Origin of the sequence: Parabacteroides merdae ATCC 43184 (assembly GCF_025151215.1) — a bacterium.
Lineage (GTDB): Bacteria > Bacteroidota > Bacteroidia > Bacteroidales > Tannerellaceae > Parabacteroides > Parabacteroides merdae.
This window is the reverse complement of the sequence record NZ_CP102286.1, coordinates 3,061,157-3,082,579: the sequence shown is the minus strand read 5'-3', so window position 1 is coordinate 3,082,579 and position 21,423 is coordinate 3,061,157. Positions and strand designations below refer to the sequence as shown.

Below are 21,423 nucleotides of genomic sequence, written 5' to 3'. Positions count from 1 at the left end.
GAAAAACAGTATTCTTCTTTTCGCCAGCATTACTTTTATGATAGGTTAGTAATTTGAGGAAGCAATGAACGCTTTTATTTCTTCCTCGCTTGGAAGTTCTATCATGTACTTCTGTACGAAGATATTCGGGTCTAATCCGGCAGTGGCATACTTAACCAATGTATCTCCCTTTTCTGTGCAAAGCAGAATACCGATAGGCGGATTATCATCCGGCTGCATCACTTCCGCTTTGAAATAGTTCAGATACATATTCAGTTGCGAAGCATACTCATGGCGGAATTTGTCTATCTTCAATTCCACAATGACATGACATTTCAAGATGCGGTGATAGAATACGAGGTCGGCAAAGAAATAATCCTCATCAATCAAGATACGCTTTTGCCGGGCTTCAAAACAGAATCCATGCCCCATTTCCAGCAGGAAGCGTTGCAGGTTGTCAAGAATGGATTGCTCCAAGTCGTTTTCTGTTACTAAGGCACGTTCATTCAATCCTAAGAACTCTAAGGTAACAGGGGTGTTGATAACATCTTTAGGTTGTAATAGGGTTGCTTGTTGCTGTACTAAAGCGGAGAGGGCTTCTTTGTTTTTGGAGAGTCCGCTACGCTCGTAATATAAAGATGCTATTTGTCGTTCCAACTCCTTTACAGACCAGCAACCACGAATCGTTTCCATTTCATAGAAAGCACGTTTTACCGGGTTCTCAATTCCTGATATGGTATTTAAATGGGTGGAAGATAATCTGTTGAATAATCTATCAGACGGAATCATCGATGTTTTGGCTTGTGGATGTTCTGCTGATAGCTTCCAAACGTTATTTTCAGATTCGGCGGTCGCCAACCGCCGAATTGGTTCGGTGAATTCGGCGGTCAATGACTGCCGAATTTGAATTTGCGATGTAATATACTGTGCAATAGGTTCTTTCAGCTGTGGATAAACAAGGTACAGCCGCCTAAATTCACGAAATCTACGTTCATTCAGACCTTTTGTTTTCAGCCGTTGTTCCAGCCTTTTCAACAGTTGTTCACCGTATGCGGCACGGTCTTCTCCGTTCTGCTCAAATTCCACGATATAGCAACCCATAAGCCAGTTACGGGAAGTAAGGGCGAGGTTTACAGCGTGTGCGGCTTGTGCCTGCAACGTGTTCTGTATCGTACTGATATGTTTTACTAATGCTTCAAAGTCCATAGTCGCAAAGATAAGTCTTTTATGATTAAAATTTTAGTTCGGGTAGGCTGTTTATAGCTTCCTCTTTCAATTTATCCACGGCACGGGTGTATTTCTCGGTATGCTTCAATCCGCTGTGTCCTAAAAGACTGGCTACGGTCTTGATATTTGCCCCATTGTTTAGAATGTTCACGGCAAAAGAATGGCGGGCACAATGCCAGCTTATATGTTTGTCTATTCCGGCTCTCTTTACCCAACGCTTGACCGATTTGCAGCAGCTTTCGTATGTAGGCAAATCGAATATCAAACAGTTTTTATCTGCTGGAGCTTCACCAATGATAGACAATAGACCGTCATTTAAAGGAATAACCACACCACTGCTGGCAGAATGTCCCTTTGTTTTACTTTGTTCAAACTTCAATAACCGATTTGCGTAATCCACATTCCTATAGGTAAGGTCTTTTACATCACAGAAGCGCAGACCGCAATACAGACAAAAGATAAACGTTCGTCTGACTATAGGGTTTTCGTTGTCATAATGACAAGCCATCAGCTTTTGTATTTCTTCGAGCGAAAGCACATCTTTCCGAAGCATCTGGCTATCTACTTTGCAGGTGACATCTTTGCAAGGGTCTTTCAGCATTACATCATGCTCTATCGCATAGCGAATAACTTTCTTGAAACGCTGGTAAATGCTTTTAGCACCTTCGCCAACGCTTCGGGATTGCAGATAAGCTACAAACTGTTCCATCATTTCTTTGGTGATGAGTTCCGGTTTAATGCTACATTCATTCATGGGGTACTTCTCTTTCAAGAAGTCTTTGAAACGGCTAAGCGCAATTTGCACCATGCGAATATCTTTCTTGGTATAGCTATTGATATAGGCTTGAAAGTAGTCCAAGAAATTAACAGCCCTGTCTTTCTTTAAGCGGTAACCCAACATGCTTTCTTTAAACTCCTGTTCACGCTCTGCACGTATGCGCATGGCGAGTTCCAATGTTTCCTTGTTCTGTTGCCGTTCCGCAGGGGTACGGGGCTTGTCTATCAGATAAAGGCTAAGGTTTTCTTTTCGCCTGTGATGCTTGATAGCGAACTTTGGCCTTCCTTGCATCTTACCACTTTCGTAATACACCTGATTACCGTTTTCATCCAATACGGGCTTTTCCTCTCTACCTAAATAATACTCTAAGTAAAGGCTTATTCTACCGTCTGAGAGCTTATTTTGCTCCAACTTGGGGTTCTCTTTCGTTTTATTTTCTAACTTTGCCATTGTTTAGAGGTTTTATCCCGATTTAGGTACCGTAACCGGGTAATTACACTAAATAGTTGATTTTCTTTTGTTTTCCGATATTGCAAAGGTGCAAAAGAAAATGATATTTCAAAGTGTACTAAAAGTGTACTGAATAACAGAAAACGGGCAAAATAGGGCAAAAATGGAGAAAACAGGAGATGTGCAAATGGTTGATAATGAGTAGAATAAACTCTTTTTGTTTTCCTGTGATTTCTATGGTTTGTATCAGGTCTGGGTACAAGAGATCCTGACAATATTGATTGTCAGGATTTTCTCTTTTATAGAGCGGACAAATCCTTTAATAGTTTGATAAAGCAATGAAAGCTTTTCTGGTTCCGTTTGCACGGCGGGCGGTTCTTAGCTTGGAATATAAACTTAGTAAGATGCTAATATTATGATGAAGAGTCAGAATTCGGCAATTGGCCGATCGCATGTTGTTTGGCTGGATGTGGTACGTTTTGTTGCCATGTTTACCGTGGTTTGTTGCCATAGTGCAGATCCGTTTAACTTTTATCCGGGTGAACCACCAGCTAATATCGATCAGATTAAGTTCTGGGGAGCAGCTTATGGATCGTTTCTCCGTCCTTGTGTCCCCCTGTTTGTGATGATTACGGGAGCCTTGCTGTTGCCATTGAAGGACGATACTTCCGTCTTTTATAAAAAAAGGATCAGCCGTGTCTTTTGGCCTTTCCTGATTTGGTCTGTGCTTTATAACCTGTTCCCTTGGATAACCGGACAGCTAGGCTTGTCACCGGAGGTGATCTTGGACTTTTTTCCCTATTCGGGCGAAGAAGTGGCTCGTCAGTCATTGGATGTTTCCTTGAGATATATTGCGGAGATCCCATTGAATTTCTCGATTGTAGATGTGCATATGTGGTATATCTATCTATTGATCGGGTTATACTTGTACTTGCCTGTTTTCTCTGCCTGGGTGGAAAAAGCCTCTGAAAAGGCCAAGCTATGGTTTTTGCTGGCCTGGGGCGTGTCGACACTGTTGCCTTATTACTATCAGTTCGTTTCACCTTATGTATGGGGAGGCTGTTCCTGGAACTCCTTCAATATGTTGTATTATTTTGCCGGGTTCAACGGCTATCTGCTTTTAGGACATTACCTGCGCAATCACGACTGGAGTCTGAATAAAATCTTGTTGGCCGGGATCCCGATGTTTTTGATCGGCTATGTCGTAACTTTTTTCGGTTTCCGCTATGTAACCGCTCTGCCGGAATACAGCGAAGAATTGCTGGAACTTTTCTTTACCTATTGTTCTCTTAACGTCGTGATGATGACGGTCCCCGTTTTCCTATTGATGAAAAAGGTGGATGTGCGATCCGAAAAGATCAAGAGTTTGCTGGCAAACCTGACGACTTGTGGGTTCGGAATCTATATGGTGCATTATTTCTTTACCGGTCCGGGTGTCGTTCTGATGCGTGCCTTGCATGTACCGGTGGCTTTACAGATACCTGCCGCCGCGGTTGTCGCATTTGCCATTTCCTGGTTGATCGTAGCTTCCATTTATCGATTGATGGGGAAGAATGCCAGGTATGTAGTAGGGTAACTTTATACTGTAATAAAGTAAAGCTATTCAAGTCGATGTGCCTATGTGTCAGGAAGGATGTGTGGGTAATTTTTGAACAGCATCTTCTCAGATGGTCGTCGAATGCTTGGGGGGAGCTCAAAGTTAAGTCAGAAGAAAAAATGCTCGATTTTCTGGTTGACACTCCCTTATTATCCGTCTTAGCATTGGCTTGATGTCAATGATCGTATCCTGGCTAATGGGACGTTTTTGCCATAATGTGGCTCAAATACAAGCATATTAGGTTCTTGAAATGAAAAAATGCTGTACATTTGCAGGTATAGTCTAATAACAACGGGATAATGATGCTAAATGGCAAGTTGATAATCGACGAACTGCTGATAATTTTATTTGTTTTTACTCTTTCTCTTTTCCCTGTGGAGGCAAGGACGACAAGCGGCAATGGTCAGAAGGTTTTGGTCATTAGCTCTTATTCTCCGATCAAGGAAGAGGGAAACCATCTGATTGCGTCTTTCATAGATCAGATGCAGGTAGATTCGGAAGCGAAAATATTTGTTGAGTATATGGACTGCGAGGCTTCTCCCGTCTTTGAAACCTGGGTAGGATGGATGCGGCAGCTTTTTGCTGCCTATAAGGTAAAGCCGGATGTGGTCGTGCTGCTAGGTAATGAGGCTTGGTCTTCCTATCGGGTCACTTGTGTGGATAGCTGGCATGAGATTCCTGTCGTGTTGGGTTATGTGAAAGGAGCCTTCATTGATTATGAGAATAAAGACAAGAAGCTGTTTTCGGTTGCCGATATGATGCCGATGAAAGAGTCGTTCGGCGATTTCAGAATAACGGGATATTCCTATAAGGACTTTGTCATTGAGAACCTGTCGCTGATAAAACAACTTCAGCCACATATCCGCAAAGTGGCGTTTTGTTATGACAATCGTTATAATATGGCGTTTTTCGAGTCCTATATCAACGATCTTTTCGAGCAGATCGATTCGCTCGACCTTTGCTATATGGATGGCTGTAAGCTGTCTACTCCCCAACTACTCGATTCGATTGCCTGTATGGATGATTCCTATGCCATCTTATCGGCGGGATGGTATACCGATGCCCTTCAATATCCCCATGCACATTCGATGCTCCACAATGAGCTGGCACGTTATACGTCCAAGCCGGTTTATCAGGTTTTGGATCAGGGCACGTCGAACATGAATTACATTGGTGGCTATTTTATTTCCGGAGAGGATTTGGGTAAGGACTTGGCATTGCTGACTCATTGTGTTCTGACGAAAGGATTCGAAAATAGTCCGGCTTTTCAGTTCACTCCTTCACTTCCCAATTACTATATCAACTATCCGACGCTCGTAGCTTCAGGGATCGACCCCTCGTTGTTGCCTGAAAATACGGTGTTCTATAACGAAGAACCTTCATTATGGCAAGAACATCCGGTAGAAGTGATCCTGTTTGTCTGTTTGGTTATTTTGATGGTGGTTATCTTTATTGGTATCTTAAATTACAGGAAACGAAAGGAAGACGCTTACAAGACGGCAAATACCAAAATGATGGAACTTTTGAGCCGGATGCCGGACATGGCAACCATCTATGACTTCGATCTGAATATAGTGGATATCGTGAACCCTGATAATCACAATTGGAAAGATGTCGACACGAGATGCCAGATAGGGAAGAATCTGAAGGATCTTCATCTTGAATATCCGCAGGCTAAAGAGATGCTGGATGAAATTATCTTGCATGTGAAGCGGACGGTCGAAACGGGTGAGGTGACTGTCTTTAATTGCAAGTACGGGAAAAAGGATCGGATCAAATATACAAAGGCACGTGTTGTACCGTTTGAGAATAATTCGGTTATCTGCTTTACCCATGACGTGACTCCTTATGTCGTTGCCGAAAAGGAAATCCTGCGTTTGAAAACATTCCTGCAATCGATCATGGATAATCTGCCGGTAGGATTGTTTATCAAGGATGTGAGTAATGAGTACCGCTATCTGTTCTACAACAACAAAGTCTCCGAATTTTATAAAGAGGCCTTTGATTGTATGTTGGGGAAGAATGATTTTGAAGTGAACGATTTGAAAGCTTCTCTTTTCAGGGAAGAAGATAACCGGGTGTTGCAAAGCGACAAGCCGATTTCTTTTAACCGGGTATTGTTTGATGAAGAAACCGGGTTACCTGTCCGTTGGGCTGTTACTACTAAGACGCGCTTGGAAGATAAAGAGGGAAACCTATATATTGTTGCTACAATGGTTGATACGACGGATATTCGTAGGAATGAACTCGAGCTTGATGATATACGCCGGGAATTGTCCGTTGCCCTTGATGCCGGTTCCCTGTCGGCTTGGTGCTATGATGTGCAGAAGGATACATTCACCTCTCTTTACCGGAAGACGCTTGCCAACGATGGTTTGAGCAATAAAGGTGCACTGGATTTATTGCATCCGGACGACAAAGAAAAATACAGTCGGTTTATGTCCCGCCTGTCCAGGGGAGTAGAAAACAAACTGAGGGAAGTGTTTCGCTTCCGGCGGGGTGAAGGCTATGATTGGTTCGAAACCTATGCAATCGGGTTGAAGTCGGAAAAGACTGGCGAAGTCGAACAGATTATCGGGACGGAAAGAAATATAACGGGTGAGATGAAGAGACGGCAGGAACTTGAAGAGAACAAACTACAGTTGGACTTCACTCTTGATGCTGCTCAGATTATTTCGTGGGAGTACAATCCGGATACTCGGATTTTCTACTCGCCGCGGTCTACCGTGTTCGAAGGAATGACAATTTCGTTGGATGAGTATCTTTCGTTCGTAGATCTCGAAGACCGTGATTTGCTTCGGAAAGGTTTGGAAGACCTTGCCTGTGGAAAGATCCATGTGATGGAGGTCCAGATCAGGACAATGGTCCCAGCACTGGGAGATCGCTGGTTCGAGATGCATGCCGTTCCCTATGGACGGAATGAAAATGGAAAGATACGTAAACTCATCGGGTTGAGGCGCGATATTACGGACTTGAAGATGACGAACGAACTGATCCGCCTGCGTAATAAGGCGGAGGAGGCCAATCGGTTGAAAAGCGCTTTCCTGGCCAATATGAGCCATGAGATACGAACGCCCCTAAACGCGATTGTCGGCTTCTCGAACCTGATTGCGATGGCGGAAGAGCCGGATGAGATCGGTGAATATGTCAAGATCATCGAGACGAATAATGAGCTTTTGCTCCAGTTGGTCAATGATATTCTCGACCTTTCGAAGATCGAAGCCGGGCAGATGGATTTCAATTATTCGGCAGTCGACTTGTCCGAGATATTCAATAACTTGCAGCAGGTCTATAAGTCGCGTGTGAAGGATGGTGTCGATTTGGTTTGCCATCTGCCGTCTGTCGCTTGTGTGATCCATTCGGAAAAGAATCGGCTGACACAGGTTCTCTCCAATTTCCTCAGTAATGCTTGCAAATACACTTCGGAGGGTTCTATTACGATGGGATATGAGAGGATAGGCGCTATCCTGCGCTTTTATGTGGCGGACACCGGCAAAGGACTTGCCGAGGAGAATATTCCGCATGTTTTTGAACGTTTTGCTAAATTTGACAGCTTTGTCCAGGGAACGGGGTTGGGGCTTTCCATCTGCGAGTCCATCATACAGTCTTTGGATGGCAAGATCGGTGTGGATTCGGAGTTAGGTAAAGGCTCGACTTTCTGGTTCACGATTCCCTACAATCCGGTAAATGAATAAGATGAGTATAAAACAAATAACAATAAAATGGAAAAAGTAAAGAAATCGTTGGTAAAGAAAGAGTATCTGGTTCCTTTTGTATTAGTCACATCTCTGTTTTTCTTATGGGGTTTTGCACATGCTATTTTAGATGTGCTGAACAAGCATTTCCAGGAGGCGCTTGTCATGACGAAGGCTCATTCTGCTTTGATCCAGGCAACGATGTACACGGGTTATTTCACAATGGCTATCCCAGCCGGACTTTTTATTAATAAATACGGATACCGCCAGGGGGTGGTGTTCGGTCTGATCCTTTACGGGATCGGATCGTTGCTTTTCATTCCGAGCGAACAGTTGATGTCATTCAACTTCTTTCTCTTTTCCCTGTTTGTGATCGGTTGCGGACTGACGTTCTTGGAGACGGCAGCCAATCCTTACGTGACAGAGCTTGGGGATCGCGAGACGGCAGCCAGTCGTTTGAATCTGGCACAATCCTTCAACGGGTTAGGTTGTATCTGTGCACCTGTAATCGGTGGAATGCTGTTGTTTTCCGGCAACGGAGATGCTAACATTGCTTTGCCCTATACCGTGATGGGCGTTATCGTCCTGTCTGTTGCTCTTATTTTCTTCCGCATCCGCTTGCCGGAGATCAACCATGACGATTGCGAAGATACGACTGCTGAGGCTAAAGCCGGGTTGAAAGGATTGTGGAAACATCGTTGTTTTACCTGGGGGGTGATGGCCTTGTTCTGCTACGAAATAGCGGAAATATCGATTAACAGTTTCTTTATTAATTATGTGACTGACGATGGGTGGATGGATGCGCATGAGGCAGCGATCGTTCTTTCCTTCGGTGGATTGGGCTTGTTTATGATCGGGCGTATTATCGGTAGTTGGATTATGAGTTATATCCGAGCGGAGAAAGTCTTGTTTATTTGTGCGATTTTTACTGTTTTGGGCGCTCTGTTCGTTACCCTGAATTTAGGTACTCTGTCGAAAGGTGCTCTATTTGCCTGCTATATCTTCGAGGCTATTATGTTTCCGACGATTTTTGCTATCTCGCTGAGGGGATTGGGTGACTATACCAAGCGTGCTTCGTCCTTCTTGATGATGTCTCCGATAGGAGGAGCTGTCGGACCGTTATTGATGGGCTATGTAGCCGATATCTCGACAATGTCGTTTTCGTTCGTCGTACCGCTATTTGGGTATGCCGTAGTCCTTATTTATTCTTATATGGTGATGGCTAAGAAACTGCGTTGATTTATGATTTCAGATTTATGATTTATCAGTGATACATAGCTCATAAATCATAAATCTGAAATCATAAATCGTTTCACTTATACCTTTCGATAATATCCCAAACATCCTTCTCTGTTCCCCCGAAAGGTCCCGAGGCTTCCAGCTTGATTGTACACATGGCGGCGGCAAAACATCCTGCTTCTTTGTATGAAGCTCCTTTGTTTCGCATGTACAGATAGCCGGCCATATAGGTATCGCCACATCCCGTAGCGTCCACAATCTCTGTTGGAGGGTATGCGGGTATTTCATGAAATTCGCCGTCGGCATAAATGACAGATCCCATGCTTCCTAATGTCAGCAAAACCTCCTTAACGCCCCAGTTGGCTAATTTCAGAGCTGCTTCACGCGGATTTTTGCATCCGGTGAGAACTTCCGTTTCGTGTTCGTTGGCTTTCAGGATATGGATGTATTTCAGTGCCTCTTCCTTTTCCGGCCAGTCTACGGCGAAAACATTCTCACCGCGAACTTCACGCAGGTAGCCTTGGGCATCGACCGATAACATCCCTTTGGTCGATAAATATTTGATTACATCTAAAGAAAAATCGTCCGCCAGCAAACTTCCCAAATGATAGATGCGGGCATCGACATCCTGTAACCCTTCAACTGTGAACGGATCGGCTTTTGCCAATACCCGCTGCGTCCGGTTGTTCTGGTTCTCGCCATATGTATTTTCAAAATAGACGGAATGGGTACTGGGCAAAACCTTTACATCGATCCCTTTCCTGCGTATTTCTTCCACCGCGTCCATCTCACTGACAGCAAGAGCTGTTACCAACAGGAAGTCGGAAGTATCTAATTTGCTCATTCCATGCGCGAAATAGAAAGATGTTCCTCCCGGCATATGCAGTGTCCTTTTCGGCGTTACAATCTTATCCAACGTAATGTGGCCGATGCAACAAAGATTATGTGTATTCATATTACTTATTTAATCAGGCTGCAAAAGTATATAAAAACAAGAAATAAATTGTTGCTATGAATATTTTTAGCTCTTCCTTCGCCAGTTTGAATAATGAAACTTGCCATTAATAGTTTGTCATAGGCTCAAACAATGGAAATTTCTGATAACTCATGCCCTATCATGCGAATTGTTTCCACTAGATCCGAGAAACGCTGTTTGGAGAACTTATAGGTTCCTTCTCTCGGAAGTTCTTGTACTTTATACACTGCTATCGACTAAAAATTAGATACGTTTGTCTTGAATACAATATACAGTTTACTTGTCTAACCAATAACTATTACTATATTTGCATTGTGCAAATAGCACAATTGCGTTGTTTAACTGATTCTTTCAAATAAAAATCTGGAAAATTTGAAAGGGGGAAGAATGGGTTAGCATATCCCGCATCGTATCCGTAAGTATGGTGTGGGAGTATGTTGCTTATTTACTCCCAAAGGTTTTCCAGAGCCCTATTTGATAGATAAGTCACAGCTCTCACACTCTATATAATAATTTAAAGATTAAAGTTTGGAGATCGAGAACGCCGTGATTTTATTCACACAGAAGAAAGATGCTGGTTGAAAAGAAAATACTATCCGACCATTTTGAAGAAATATATGTCTCTTGGTTTTCCCGGATGAAATATTTCGCTCTGGAGTATGTCGTGTCAGAAGAAGACGCAGAAAATATCGTCCAGGACGTATTTACCGAATTGTGGGAAAGAAAAGAGATCTTGGCTTATGATGTGAATCTGGTTGCCCTGCTTTTTACTTCGATCAAAAACCGTTGTATCGACCTTTTACGTCACCGCATTGTTGTAAAGGAAGCTGTCAACCTGATACAGGAAGAGTATCAGGCTACTTTGCGGATGAAACTTGCCTCCTTGGAATTATTCGATCAGTCTCTACTCTCCGAGCAGGATATCGAACGGATCATTACTGAAGTGGTAGACTCTTTGCCTGAAAAATGTCGGGAAATTTTTATCAAAAGCAAAATAGAGGGGAAAAAACAGAAAGACATAGCTGCTGAATTGAATATTTCCCTTAAAACTGTTGAAAATCAGATGGATATCGCCTATAAGAAAATTAAAAGCGAATTGAAAGACTATCTCCCTTTATTAATATTTTTACTCGCTAATTAAAAAAATCCGTTTATCCTCTTGGGGGTTTTGGTTCCCTGATCCGTTTATTAAGAACAAAAGCGGAAAATATGAACGAACGGATACATAAATACTTTTATGAGGAACTTTCCACGGAAGAGCGACTATCCCTGCTGCGCGATGTCGAGGCGAGTGAAGAACTCAAAAAAGAATTTGTAGAGTATCAAAATCTATATGCCTTGTTGAACTTAGGACATCAGGTGCAGGATAAAACAATCGGCAAACAGAAATACGACTGCTTTATTTTGCAAAAGCAACACTCCGTGATGTGGAAGCGTTGGACACGCCGGATCGGGTATGCGGCTGCTATCCTGATATTAGTCGTTTCAACAAGTATATTGACATATTGGTATGCACAGCCTGAGCAAGCGGAGTTTTTATCGGAGAATGTGATGAATACTCTGTACACTCCTGCCGGACAGCGGGCACAACTGGTCTTGCAGGATGGGACGGAAGTTTGGCTGAATGCGAAGTCGAAGTTGATCTATCCAGCCAGTTTTACCGATGATAAAAGGAATGTTACGATCGAAGGAGAAGCCTTCTTCAAAGTGGCGAAAGACCCTTCCCGCCCTTTCATTGTTTCTACGCATGATGTCGATATGGAAGTTTTAGGCACCCAATTTAACGTGTGCAGCTATCCTGCGACCGGCTATGTACAAACCAGTTTGTTGGAAGGTTCCGTACGCGTCTTTTTCCGGAATAAGGAATCTGACGGGATCATTTTGGAACCGGATCAACAAGTGACTGTCTCGAACGGAAAGATGAAGGTAGAACCGATTCGCCTGAAAGCTCATTTTTTATGGCTTGACGGTATATATGCCTTTGAAAATGAACCTTTGATCAATATTCTGGAAAAAATGGAACTTTACTATGACGTAAAGATCGTAGTAAAAGACACATCTTTATTCAAAGATACTTATACGGGAAAATTCAGGCAGCGCGACAGTCTTGACGATGTTTTCCGCGTATTGCAGCAAATCCGCAAATTTAAAGTAAACGCAGCAAGAAAAAGCAAGGTTGATGATAATACAGCAAGAATGCAGTCTATTAAGCAGTTAGGTGTTTAACTCATAATACTGCATAAGCTGAAAAAGGAGATCCGCTAAAAACAGCGAAAGACTTCAGTTCCCATATCGTTACTGATATAACGGGAATAAGAAACGGCACAACGGGTTCTATTTCAGTAATTTGCACAGTTTTTCATACCTGAGGACAACTCGCTTGATATTAACTTTGTAACGATCAAAAAAGTATGAAAACGAGTATGAGCAGATCGACTTTCAAAATCCTCTTCTACGTGAAGAAGGGCAGCGAGAGAGCCAACGGCTATCTCCCCCTAATGTGCCGTCTTACGGTGGACGGTGAAATCAAGCAGTTCAGTTGTAAACTGGACGTACCTCCGAAACTTTGGGACGTGAAAACGGCACGTGCCACGGGCAAGAGCGCCGAGGCGCAGAAAATCAATGCGGAGGTTGACCGGATACGCGTGGACGTGAACCGCCGTTACCAGGAACTGATGCAGTCCGACGGCTATGTCACCGCCGCCAGGCTGAGGGACGCCTGCCTCGGGCTGGGCGTGAAACGCGAGACGCTGTTGAAACTCTTCGAGCAGCACAACGAGGAGTTCATCAAGAAAGTGGGACACAGCCGCGTGCAGGGAACATACAACCGCTACCGTACCATATACAGGCACCTTTGCGAGTTCGTCCCGAAAGTGTACCGCCGTGACGACATTCCCCTGAAGGAACTCAACCTGACGTTCATCAACAACTTCGAGTATTTCCTGCGTACGGAGAAGAAATGCCGCACCAATACCGTATGGGGTTACATGATCGGGCTCAAGCACGTCATCTCCATCGCCCGCAACAGCGGTGCGCTTCCCTTCAACCCCTTCGCCGGGTACATCAACTCCCCCGAAAGCGTTGACCGGGGCTACCTAACAGAGCGTGAGATACAGACGCTGATGGAGGCCCCGGTGAAAAGCGGGACCTGCGAACTGGTACGCGACCTCTTCATCTTCTCTGTGTTCACCGGACTGGCATACGCGGACGTGAAGGCGCTGACGACCGACCGGCTCCAGACCTTCTTCGACGGCAACCTCTGGATCATCACCCGCCGGCGCAAGACAAACACCGAGTCCAACATCCGCCTGCTGGACGTTCCCAAGCGCATCATAGAGAAGTACAAGGGGCTGTCCAAGGACGATCATGTATTTCCGGTACCGAGCAACGGCAGATGCAACACCATATTGAAGGAACTTGGCAGGCAGTGCGGTTTCAAGATAAGGCTGACCTATCATGTTGCCCGGCATACGAACGCCACCACCGTGCTGCTCTCGCACGGTGTGCCCATCGAGACCGTAAGCCGTCTTTTGGGGCATACGGATTTGAAAACCACCCAGATATATGCCCGGATAACCAACCAGAAGATCAGCAGCGACATGGAAATCCTGTCCCATAAGCTGGAAAAGATGGAGAAGGAAATATGCGATGCCATATGAGGAAATGGTATTTATGAAACGGACGATTTTCCCCTTCCTCATCAAAGTTCGTCCGTCCCTGCGGGACTCCGCGTTTTCCCTTCGGTTTCCGGTAGAAAATTTCCGCATGGTGAAATTTTCTACCGGAAAAACGCTCCGAAAGCGCAGGGACGGACGTAAAAGGGATTCAGAAGGCGAAAACTGCGACCGACGTAGTGCATGTGCGACAAGGAAAAGAACTGTCCGGGAGCCCCTTTTCATGCCGTACCCCGGCATGAGACCGCTTTCCTCTCCGGCTGTGGTGAAGGCTCTCCTGCTCCCTCTGCATTGCATATGCGAGTTGTTCCGCCTGTATCCACGTCAGCCGGTATTGCCTGCCCTTTCCTTGGTAGAAACGGCTTGTCGCAACAGGCGGCGTGACACAAACTTTTCCGGATATGGAGGACCATTCCGGAAAATACACCGTACATTTGTACATCGAACCAATAATAACCGAATAACCGTTAAAAGAACATGGCTAAAATTAAAGTCCAAAATACAGAAGTGACAGTCATCACGTACAATGACAAGGATTATATCTCCCTGACCGACATGGTCCGCAATATGGAAAACGGTCCCGCCCTTATTGAAAAGTGGTTGCGTAACAAGAATACCGTCGAGTTTCTGGGCATATGGGAGGAGATGTACAATCCGGATTTTAATTCCCCCGAATTCGAGGGAATTAAAAACGAGGCCGGATTGAACCGTTTCATCCTTTCCGTCAAACAATGGGTGGAAAAGACCAACTCCAAAGGTATCATCGCCAAGGCCGGACGCTATGGAGGGACTTACGCACACAAGGATATCGCGTTCGAGTTCGCCACGTGGGTATCCCCTCAATTCAAGCTGTACCTGCTGAAAGAGTTCCAGCGGTTGAAAGAGGAGGAACAGGCCCAGCTCGGCTGGAGTGCGAAACGGGAACTGTCAAAGATCAACTACCGCATACATACCGATGCCATCAGGCAGAACCTGATACCGGTGGAAGTCACCCCCGCACAGGCCGGCGTCATCTATGCGGAAGAGGCGGACGTGCTCAACGTAGCCATGTTCGGGATGACCGCCAGGATGTGGCGTGAGCAGAATCCCGGTCTGAAGGGCAATATCCGTGACTATGCCTCCATCAATGAACTGATCTGCCTCTCCAATATGGAAAACCTGAACGCCGTATTCATAGACCAGGGCATACCGCAAGGCGAACGGCTCGTGAGACTGAACCGGATAGCCATCCAGCAAATGCGTGTGTTGGAAGATGATGGCGGACGAAAACTGCTTGAATGAGAATTCCGGCAGGCAACGCATCGGCATGTCCGTAAACGGGGCAAGGAGGTGAAATGCCGCCTGATCCACATTCATGCATGGGATATGGGATACTGAAGCTACGGAACGGCTTACAGCCTGATATCAAGTGTCATAACCGTTCCGTGGCGGGGTATTGTTCGGAACACATTCCCGAATGAGGTCTTCCATGATTTTAAAAGACTCCGTATTCCAGAAGGAACAAACGTACACATACAATTTCTCCGGAACGGCTAACCTTCCTGTCACTTCCCTGTAATCCTCCCCAAAATCAACACTGCCGTATAAACCGCATGAAAGCCCGGACATGCTTCCTGTTTCCAATCCCATTTCCGCTCCTTCTGCAATATCACGTATTGCCGTTCTCATTCCATATCCTTGAATATTTCTCCAAGTATGCCGAAGACAGAAAAGCTGCATGGTATTTTAGATTCTCACCGGACAGGCAATAGACAGAAGGAATCCGTCATCCTCATTTCTTGCGGCAAAAATAGTTGTTTTTCAGGCCGGTCCCGCAAGGCGGCCCTGCGGGCTGGTTGCTCGTGAAAAAATCTTCCTCACGCTTTGCGTGAGCGTATTTTTTCACGGCAAGCCTTGCCGGAGACCGCCGAAAAACAAACTGGAGGAAGCACAAGAAATAAGAATGCCTACCCGTGTAGGCCATGTATAACTCAAAAAAATATAAGGTTATGGCAGACAAGAGCGCAGAAAAGGAAAGACTGTTCAACGAGTGGTTCACAAAATCCTATGACAGGTTGAGAGGGACGTTACGCCGGTACGGAATGCTGGACGAGGACAATTTCCATGACACCTACCTTTTCGTAAGAAGGCAGGTGCTGGTTCCCGGAAAGGACATAACGGACTATGACGCGTATTTCATCGGATGCTACAAAAAGGCGGCCCTGATAAAGATTAAAAGGGAGAACCGGTATGCACACCCTGAAGATGATTTCTTCCTCCGATGTGGCGAGGAGGCAAAATTCCTTTCCGAGGACGACCTGAACGGGTGCGAGCGGCTGGTAAGAGACATACTGCGTTTCGTAAGGCAGAAGTTCTCCTACGAGGAATACCGGATGTTCATGCTCAGGTTCTATGAAGCGCAGTTCTCGTTCAAGGCGCTGGCGGAATGCATGGGTATCTCGGCATCGGCCATATCGCAGAAAGTATGCAGGATAGTGGACGCGGTACGTACCCACAGCGGTTTCGCATGGAGAAGTCAGATGCTGGCGGTGGAAAGCTTCATGTATTGAAAAACAAAAACAGTTCAACCGATAAAAGAAGGACAATTATGGCACTGATAGTATACAACAGGGAAAACTCCCGTCCGCAGGAAGTCACATACAAGGGTAAGCGGACCATCAACCTTGACAGCAGGGGGACTGTCTATCTGTCAAAGACGATGTCAATCGAATTAGGAATCCTCGGCGGCGGACGGGTGAACTTCGCCCACGACGACGAGACGGGTGACTGGTATATCTGCCGGGCCGACGACAGCGAGGGGTTCATCGTCTGGAAGGACAAAAGATGCGCAAGGTTCTCGGCGGGGTTTATCGTGCAGAGGCTCATGCGGCAGGCGAAGGTGGAGAGGAAGAGCGTGCAGTTCATGATGGCGAGGATGCCGGTAGAGATTGGCGGAGTGGCCTATTACAAGATACTGCTCTCGAATCCGATACTCAGATAGAGACATGGGCCGGAGGAGTCCGGCTGTATATGACATGACGGAGACAGGCGCATCCGACGGGACAAAAGCCCGGAGGATGTGCCTGTTTTTATGTGCCGTCATGTTTACACACGGACATGCGGTTGTCACCGGCCGGCATAAGGTCACTCCGAAAAGACCGGGAAACGGCATTGCCGGAGGATAATGATACCGGTACGGAATATGCCGTCATTACGGGAATGGATCGTCCCACCGGTACACGAACGACCCGCCCCAATTTCAGAATAACATAATGACATAATAAAATAAGGGTCTTTTTTTATAATGGAATCCCCGTATCTTATTGCCATACCGGAAAAATGTTTCCATGTCCCGCCATGTTATGCCAATGTTGTCACCGGATCATAATTCATAAAGAGAAATACTCTGTGTATAAATACTTTATGAGCAAATTAAAGTCGTTCATCCGATGGAAAGAAAACGAAGGGGCGACCGGTATGACAACCGACCGCCCCTTTATTCACGATCCCGTACGGAACATTTCTAAAGTTCCTCCGGCCTGGTTCTCGCCTTCCGGTAGCAGCCGTCAAGCAACTTCTCGATATCGGAAGAACGGTACAATATCTTGCCGCCCAGCCGGGTAAATGCAAGCAGGCCGCTGTCACGGTACTGTTGCAGGCTGCGGCGGCTCACTTTCAGTTTTTCAGCCAGTTCGCGGTCCGTATAGAAGTTCTCGCCCGCCATCGCCGGTGACCTGCCGGCAAAGAGACGCTCCATGGAAACGGAGAGACGTTCGACGGTAGAGAAGAACTCTCTTATATGCTCGCTGCTCTCACGGGTGAGCAAACGGTTATCGGTATTCATCATAAATCTCATCTGTTTGTTGGTTTGACATTTACTTTTTCAGTTTCTCATATATCGGCCCCACCCCATGACATGGAGGATATGGGGGCATCCCTCCGACATGAACCGGCACTCTTTCGTACCGATACGGATATGGCATCCCTCCCCGTCCCCGTCTATCCTGTAGAGCGAGAAACTTCCCCGCCCGTACTCCGCGTCAAGGCTGTAGGCCAGCAGGCGGTAGTCCCCGCTGGAATCCCTGAAGATGTAGAAATCGGGACTGCCGTCCAGACTTTCCCAGCCGCCTGCCAGACTGCCGGGAGAAAGTATCATCCTTTCGTTTCCCATGGCTTTTCAAATTGATTTTCCCATGCTTTCAGCCCGCTTGCGGCGCTCCTCCACTATCCGGATGATACTTTCTACGTCCTCGGGCTTGTAATAAGTCTTATGGCAGATCTGTGTATATGCCAGCGTGCCATTGTCACGCAGGGTCTGCAGGGTTCTCGGGCTGACCTTCAGCAGTAGGCACACCTCCTGGTTGTCCAGCCATTTCTTCTCTTCCATGTCACCGTACAGCCGGCAAAGGGTGTCCAGCCGATCCGCGAACGTCCGGAAGGCCGAGAGCATCGCCTCGAAGGTCCTTGCTTCAATGTTCACTATTTCCATAATTAATGTAATTTCAGGTTTGACATCTGTTTCATTCTCTTTTCGGATCCGGATTCCGTGCCGCAATTTAGTGAATTCCGGCGGAACATCCTGAATTTCAAGACAGGATGACTACCTTTGACACCATATGCGTACTTGTTTCATCCGCAAAGTAAATGATTGTTCCCGGATATGGTTCCGGCCCTTCATCAGATGTCATTATATGTCATCAGATGTCATTATATGTCATCAGATGTCATTATATGTCATCAGATGTCATGGAAATCTGATTTTAACATTCATTTGTTTTTAGTAAACAGATGTTCAGATCCGTTCCCGAAGAGTGGAAAATTTCCGGTGCGTATATTTGTGAAGTCATCACTGTCAGACTGATCCAACAATATGAATAACGCGGCAAACCCCGCCAATCGGACCCGTCCGTTTCACACCGTCTGTTATTATCGTTTTATTTGCTTCCGACAACCGGGCAAACGGGTAGACCGTGCCCACAGTATCAACCAGCTAAAATCCATGTACAATGAAAAGTGAACCGACTGAAAAACCGAGAAGAAAGAAAACGGTGGTATCCGAAACCGCAGACAGAAAGAACAGCCGTAGTCTCGAGCCCGGCCACGACGAGTGGTGGGAAAGACTCATGATGGAACCCGGTCCGGGGGAATCCGCCGGTACGGACGCTTCCGTGACGGAATCGATGATTCCATCCGGGCTCGTTGCGGAGGAGGTATCCGGGGAGGCGAGAAGAAAGGACACCCCGCCGGAACCGGAAGACCCCGTGAGAAGAAGAACGAGCGGCAGGCAACGCAGGGCCTCGCTGGAGGAGTACCGGGAAACGTACCTCACCGTCCCGAAGATCAGGAACCGCAAGACGGTGTTCGTCAGTGAGGATGTGAGGGACGAACTGGACGCCGTCGTCCGCAGGCTCGGCGGGCGTGGCATGAGCGTTTCCGGACTGCTGGAGAACCTTGCCAGGGAGCATCTTGCCGCCTACCGTGGGGACATCGAGCAGTGGAGAAAAATCTGACAGCCTGTTACCGGGCGTGGAGTATACCCGATGTATGCACTGTTCCCTGTATACCCGCTTCAATGTGGAAAATGCGGGGGGGGATTTTTCTGTGGGGGGAGCAAGGGTATGTTTCCGGATTCCCGAAAACCCTTGCTCCCCGCGCCCGGCGGTTGCTGGGAGGGCAAATCCGCTCCCGCCGGTCGCAGATTTTGGAATGAAAGAAGTACGGACGAAAAAGAAAAAACATATGACAAACGATGTGAATGGGATGAAGAAAAAATGTGGCTGTCCGGCACTGGGCAGGACGCGTAAATTGACCAGAGGCGTGACGGTGAAGTTCTCCCCCGTCAGCTACGAGGCTCTCAGGTTCAGGGCAGGGAAGTCCGGCCGGAGTCTGGCGGTCTATATCAGGGAGGCAGCACTGGCGGCCACCGTTACGGCAAGGCATACACCGGAGGAGAACGCACTGTTGCGCAGCCTGGCGGGAATGGCGAACAACCTGAACCAGCTGACAAAGCTCTCGCACCAGACCGGCTTTTACAGGACAAGGCTGCTGATAGAGGGGCTGCTGGGAAAGCTGAAGCGGATCATGGATGATTACAGGCCGAAAGGAGGATAGCCTCATGATAGGGAAGATCAGGAAAGGCCGCTCGTTCAGCGGCTGCATACGCTACGTGACGCAGAAGGACGACGCAAAAATCATCGCCTCGGAAGGCGTGCTGCTGGGAACGGTGGAGGAGACGGCACGCAGTTTCCGGTGGCAATGCCTGCTGAATCCGGACGTGGCGAAACCGGTGGGGCACATTGCGCTCAGCTTCAAGCCGGAGGACGCACCGAGGCTGACCGACGCGTTCATGGCAAGGCTGGCGGAGGAATACCTGGAGCTGATGGGGATACGGAACACGCAGTTCATCGTGGTGAGGCATCACGGGACGGACAACCCGCACTGCCACATCGTCTTCAACCGGGTGAACTTCGACGGGAAGGTGATTTCCGACAGCAACGATTTCAAGCGCAACGAGAAAGTGACAAAAATGCTTAAGGACAAGTATTCGCTCACCTATTCCGAAGGCAAACAGTCCGTTAAAACGGAAAAGCTGCATGCTTCCGAAAAGGTGAAATACGAAATATACCGTGCGGTCAAGGAAGCTTTGAGGAGTGCAGATACATGGAAAGAATTTCAAAATAAGCTCTTAAAAATGGGCGTGGAAATGGAATTCAAGTACAAGGAAAACACTAATGAAGTGCAGGGCATCCGCTTTATAAAGAACGGTCTGTCATTCAAGGGAAGTGGGATTGACCGCAGTTTCAGTTGGTCAAGGCTGGATGCGGCATTGGACCATAACCATGTCACGTCCCTGGAAAATGACGTTTCCCAAAAGCAACCGTACCATGAACAAAGTCATGGTTCTGTTATTGATAACCTGGTCGAAGTCACCGGTACGGGTGGCGTGTTCATGCCGTCGGTGGTACCGACGGAGGACGAGAAAGAGGCGGAACGCCTGCGGAGAAAGAAGAAGCGCAGGAAAGGAAGGAGTTTGTGAACCATATGTATAACGAAAAAACTTTGAAAGATGAAACAGGAAAATTATCTGGAAGGCATCTACGGATGCCTTGAAAGGATCGAGAAGAAAGTGGAGACGCTGCCTGTGGAAGGCACAAGCCCCGCAGTTGAAAACCGGACCAATTCCCCTGAAGGGATTGCGGAACTGAAAATCCGTCTGGAACGCCTGCAATCCGCAGTGGAGAAAAACAGTTCGGAAATAGCAGCGGTACGTAGCCATACCGCCCGGTTGTCGGAAGGCAGGCCGTTGTCTGCCGAAACGTTTGCCGGAGAAATGGAAAAGACAAGGGACAGCCTGCGGCAGGACAGCCAGGCGGTAAAGGAAACGGTAAGACGGCTGGATGAGAGAATGGTCCTGTTGAAAAAGGAACCGGTACACAAACTGGTGACCTACCGTCTGGAAAGCGCATCCAAGGCGGTGGTAACGACAGCTTCAGCACTGATCCTGGCACTGGTCGTTTCCGTCTGGACCAACTGTAACCAGTACCGCACGAACCGGCTTTTGAAGGATGCCGATTTGAAATACCGTGCCATCAGGATCTGCCTGCCGGGGGATGATCCCGACATCGCCTTCCTGGAGAAGCATTTCACCATCGAGCGGGACGAGGAAAAGATCCGGCGTGTGGAAAGGCTGGTGACCGCTTTTGAGGACTCGGTCAGGAACCGCATCCGTAATCATGAAATGGCGGCCTACAAGGACAGTCTGGCGCACCGGCTGTTCAGGGAGGCACAGGAAATCAGGAAGCAAGTGGACAATCCTAATTCAAAATGAC

The 21,423-nt window shown here is 46.9% G+C and carries 22 protein-coding genes; 15 read left to right on the top strand and 7 right to left on the bottom strand.

Going from position 1 to position 21,423, the window contains the following annotated elements:
• Positions 1-45: 45 nt before the first annotated feature.
• Both NQ542_RS12890 and NQ542_RS12885 read right to left on the bottom strand, forming a co-directional pair.
• Positions 46-1,185 carry a PDDEXK nuclease domain-containing protein gene (locus NQ542_RS12890; protein WP_005633145.1) on the bottom strand — a complete coding sequence of 380 codons (1,140 nt, stop codon included), beginning with the start codon at positions 1,183-1,185 and terminating at the stop codon, positions 46-48.
• A gap of 25 nt (positions 1,186-1,210) precedes the next feature.
• Positions 1,211-2,434 carry a site-specific integrase gene (locus NQ542_RS12885; RefSeq protein ID WP_005633139.1) on the bottom strand — a complete coding sequence of 408 codons (1,224 nt, stop codon included), beginning with the start codon at positions 2,432-2,434 and terminating at the stop codon, positions 1,211-1,213.
• 415 nt (positions 2,435-2,849) lie between these two features.
• Between NQ542_RS12885 and NQ542_RS12880 the strand changes: the two genes are divergently transcribed.
• From NQ542_RS12880 to NQ542_RS12870, 3 genes are all read left to right on the top strand, one after another.
• Positions 2,850-4,010 (top strand): acyltransferase, encoded by a 1,161-nt coding sequence (locus tag NQ542_RS12880; RefSeq protein ID WP_005633136.1) that lies wholly within the window; start codon positions 2,850-2,852, stop codon positions 4,008-4,010.
• A gap of 320 nt (positions 4,011-4,330) precedes the next feature.
• Complete coding sequence (locus NQ542_RS12875) at positions 4,331-7,726, top strand: sensor histidine kinase (protein WP_005649582.1); 3,396 nt, start codon at positions 4,331-4,333, stop codon at positions 7,724-7,726.
• 27 nt (positions 7,727-7,753) lie between these two features.
• Positions 7,754-8,965, top strand: a complete 1,212-nt coding sequence (locus NQ542_RS12870; RefSeq protein WP_005636647.1) for a sugar MFS transporter — start codon at positions 7,754-7,756, stop codon at positions 8,963-8,965.
• A 73-nt stretch (positions 8,966-9,038) separates the two neighbouring features.
• On the opposite strand, the gene NQ542_RS12865 is transcribed toward NQ542_RS12870, so the two are convergent.
• Entirely contained in the window at positions 9,039-9,920 is an 882-nt protein-coding gene (locus tag NQ542_RS12865) for a PfkB family carbohydrate kinase (protein WP_005636645.1), read from the bottom strand.
• Positions 9,921-10,512: 592 nt separating this feature from the next.
• Here NQ542_RS12865 and NQ542_RS12860 point away from each other — a divergent pair.
• The 5 genes from NQ542_RS12860 (at position 10,513) to NQ542_RS12840 (ending at position 14,896) form a co-directional block, all read left to right on the top strand.
• Positions 10,513-11,082, top strand: coding sequence for an RNA polymerase sigma-70 factor (locus tag NQ542_RS12860; RefSeq protein WP_005636642.1), 570 nt, complete (start codon positions 10,513-10,515; stop codon positions 11,080-11,082).
• A 68-nt stretch (positions 11,083-11,150) separates the two neighbouring features.
• Positions 11,151-12,167 carry a FecR family protein gene (locus tag NQ542_RS12855; protein ID WP_005636640.1) on the top strand — a complete coding sequence of 339 codons (1,017 nt, stop codon included), beginning with the start codon at positions 11,151-11,153 and terminating at the stop codon, positions 12,165-12,167.
• 185 nt (positions 12,168-12,352) lie between these two features.
• Positions 12,353-13,600: a site-specific integrase gene (locus NQ542_RS12850; protein WP_005636637.1), complete on the top strand. Its 1,248-nt coding sequence runs from the start codon at positions 12,353-12,355 to the stop codon at positions 13,598-13,600.
• A complete protein-coding gene (locus NQ542_RS12845; protein ID WP_005636633.1) occupies positions 13,590-14,126 on the top strand; it encodes a hypothetical protein in 537 nt (178 codons plus the stop codon). The genes NQ542_RS12850 and NQ542_RS12845 overlap by 11 nt, the downstream gene beginning before the upstream one ends.
• Positions 14,093-14,896, top strand: a complete 804-nt coding sequence (locus NQ542_RS12840; RefSeq protein WP_004320828.1) for a KilA-N domain-containing protein — start codon at positions 14,093-14,095, stop codon at positions 14,894-14,896. The genes NQ542_RS12845 and NQ542_RS12840 overlap by 34 nt, the downstream gene beginning before the upstream one ends.
• A gap of 123 nt (positions 14,897-15,019) precedes the next feature.
• Here the strand turns inward: NQ542_RS12840 and NQ542_RS12835 are convergent, their stop codons facing one another.
• A complete protein-coding gene (locus NQ542_RS12835; protein ID WP_226766765.1) occupies positions 15,020-15,283 on the bottom strand; it encodes a hypothetical protein in 264 nt (87 codons plus the stop codon).
• Between the two features lie 320 nt (positions 15,284-15,603).
• On the opposite strand from NQ542_RS12835, the gene NQ542_RS12830 reads away from it, so the two are divergent.
• From NQ542_RS12830 to NQ542_RS12820, 3 genes are read left to right on the top strand one after another with little or no spacing between them, the layout of a single operon-like run.
• Positions 15,604-16,164, top strand: a complete 561-nt coding sequence (locus NQ542_RS12830) for a sigma-70 RNA polymerase sigma factor region 4 domain-containing protein (protein ID WP_004320822.1) — start codon at positions 15,604-15,606, stop codon at positions 16,162-16,164.
• A 38-nt stretch (positions 16,165-16,202) separates the two neighbouring features.
• Positions 16,203-16,595 (top strand): hypothetical protein, encoded by a 393-nt coding sequence (locus tag NQ542_RS12825; RefSeq protein WP_004320820.1) that lies wholly within the window; start codon positions 16,203-16,205, stop codon positions 16,593-16,595.
• A 4-nt stretch (positions 16,596-16,599) separates the two neighbouring features.
• Positions 16,600-16,779 (top strand): hypothetical protein, encoded by a 180-nt coding sequence (locus tag NQ542_RS12820; protein WP_005641974.1) that lies wholly within the window; start codon positions 16,600-16,602, stop codon positions 16,777-16,779.
• Between the two features lie 338 nt (positions 16,780-17,117).
• Here NQ542_RS12820 and NQ542_RS12815 read toward each other — a convergent pair whose 3' ends face one another.
• From NQ542_RS12815 to NQ542_RS12805, 3 genes are read right to left on the bottom strand one after another with little or no spacing between them, the layout of a single operon-like run.
• The gene (locus NQ542_RS12815) at positions 17,118-17,441 is read right to left on the bottom strand and encodes a helix-turn-helix domain-containing protein (RefSeq protein ID WP_005641972.1); all 324 of its coding nucleotides are present in this window, start codon (positions 17,439-17,441) and stop codon (positions 17,118-17,120) included.
• Positions 17,442-17,477: 36 nt separating this feature from the next.
• Positions 17,478-17,765, bottom strand: coding sequence for a hypothetical protein (locus NQ542_RS12810; RefSeq protein WP_007845189.1), 288 nt, complete (start codon positions 17,763-17,765; stop codon positions 17,478-17,480).
• Positions 17,766-17,771: 6 nt separating this feature from the next.
• Positions 17,772-18,083, bottom strand: a complete 312-nt coding sequence (locus tag NQ542_RS12805; RefSeq protein ID WP_005641682.1) for a helix-turn-helix domain-containing protein — start codon at positions 18,081-18,083, stop codon at positions 17,772-17,774.
• A gap of 517 nt (positions 18,084-18,600) precedes the next feature.
• On the opposite strand from NQ542_RS12805, the gene NQ542_RS12800 reads away from it, so the two are divergent.
• The 4 genes from NQ542_RS12800 (at position 18,601) to NQ542_RS12785 (ending at position 21,422) form a co-directional block, all read left to right on the top strand.
• Positions 18,601-19,104, top strand: a complete 504-nt coding sequence (locus NQ542_RS12800; protein WP_005634584.1) for a DUF3408 domain-containing protein — start codon at positions 18,601-18,603, stop codon at positions 19,102-19,104.
• Positions 19,105-19,333: 229 nt separating this feature from the next.
• Entirely contained in the window at positions 19,334-19,705 is a 372-nt protein-coding gene (locus NQ542_RS12795; protein WP_032596400.1) for a plasmid mobilization protein, read from the top strand.
• Positions 19,706-19,709: 4 nt separating this feature from the next.
• Positions 19,710-20,630, top strand: coding sequence for a relaxase/mobilization nuclease domain-containing protein (locus tag NQ542_RS12790; RefSeq protein ID WP_032596396.1), 921 nt, complete (start codon positions 19,710-19,712; stop codon positions 20,628-20,630).
• Between the two features lie 30 nt (positions 20,631-20,660).
• Positions 20,661-21,422, top strand: a complete 762-nt coding sequence (locus NQ542_RS12785; protein ID WP_005634578.1) for a hypothetical protein — start codon at positions 20,661-20,663, stop codon at positions 21,420-21,422.
• Position 21,423 lies beyond the last annotated feature (1 nt).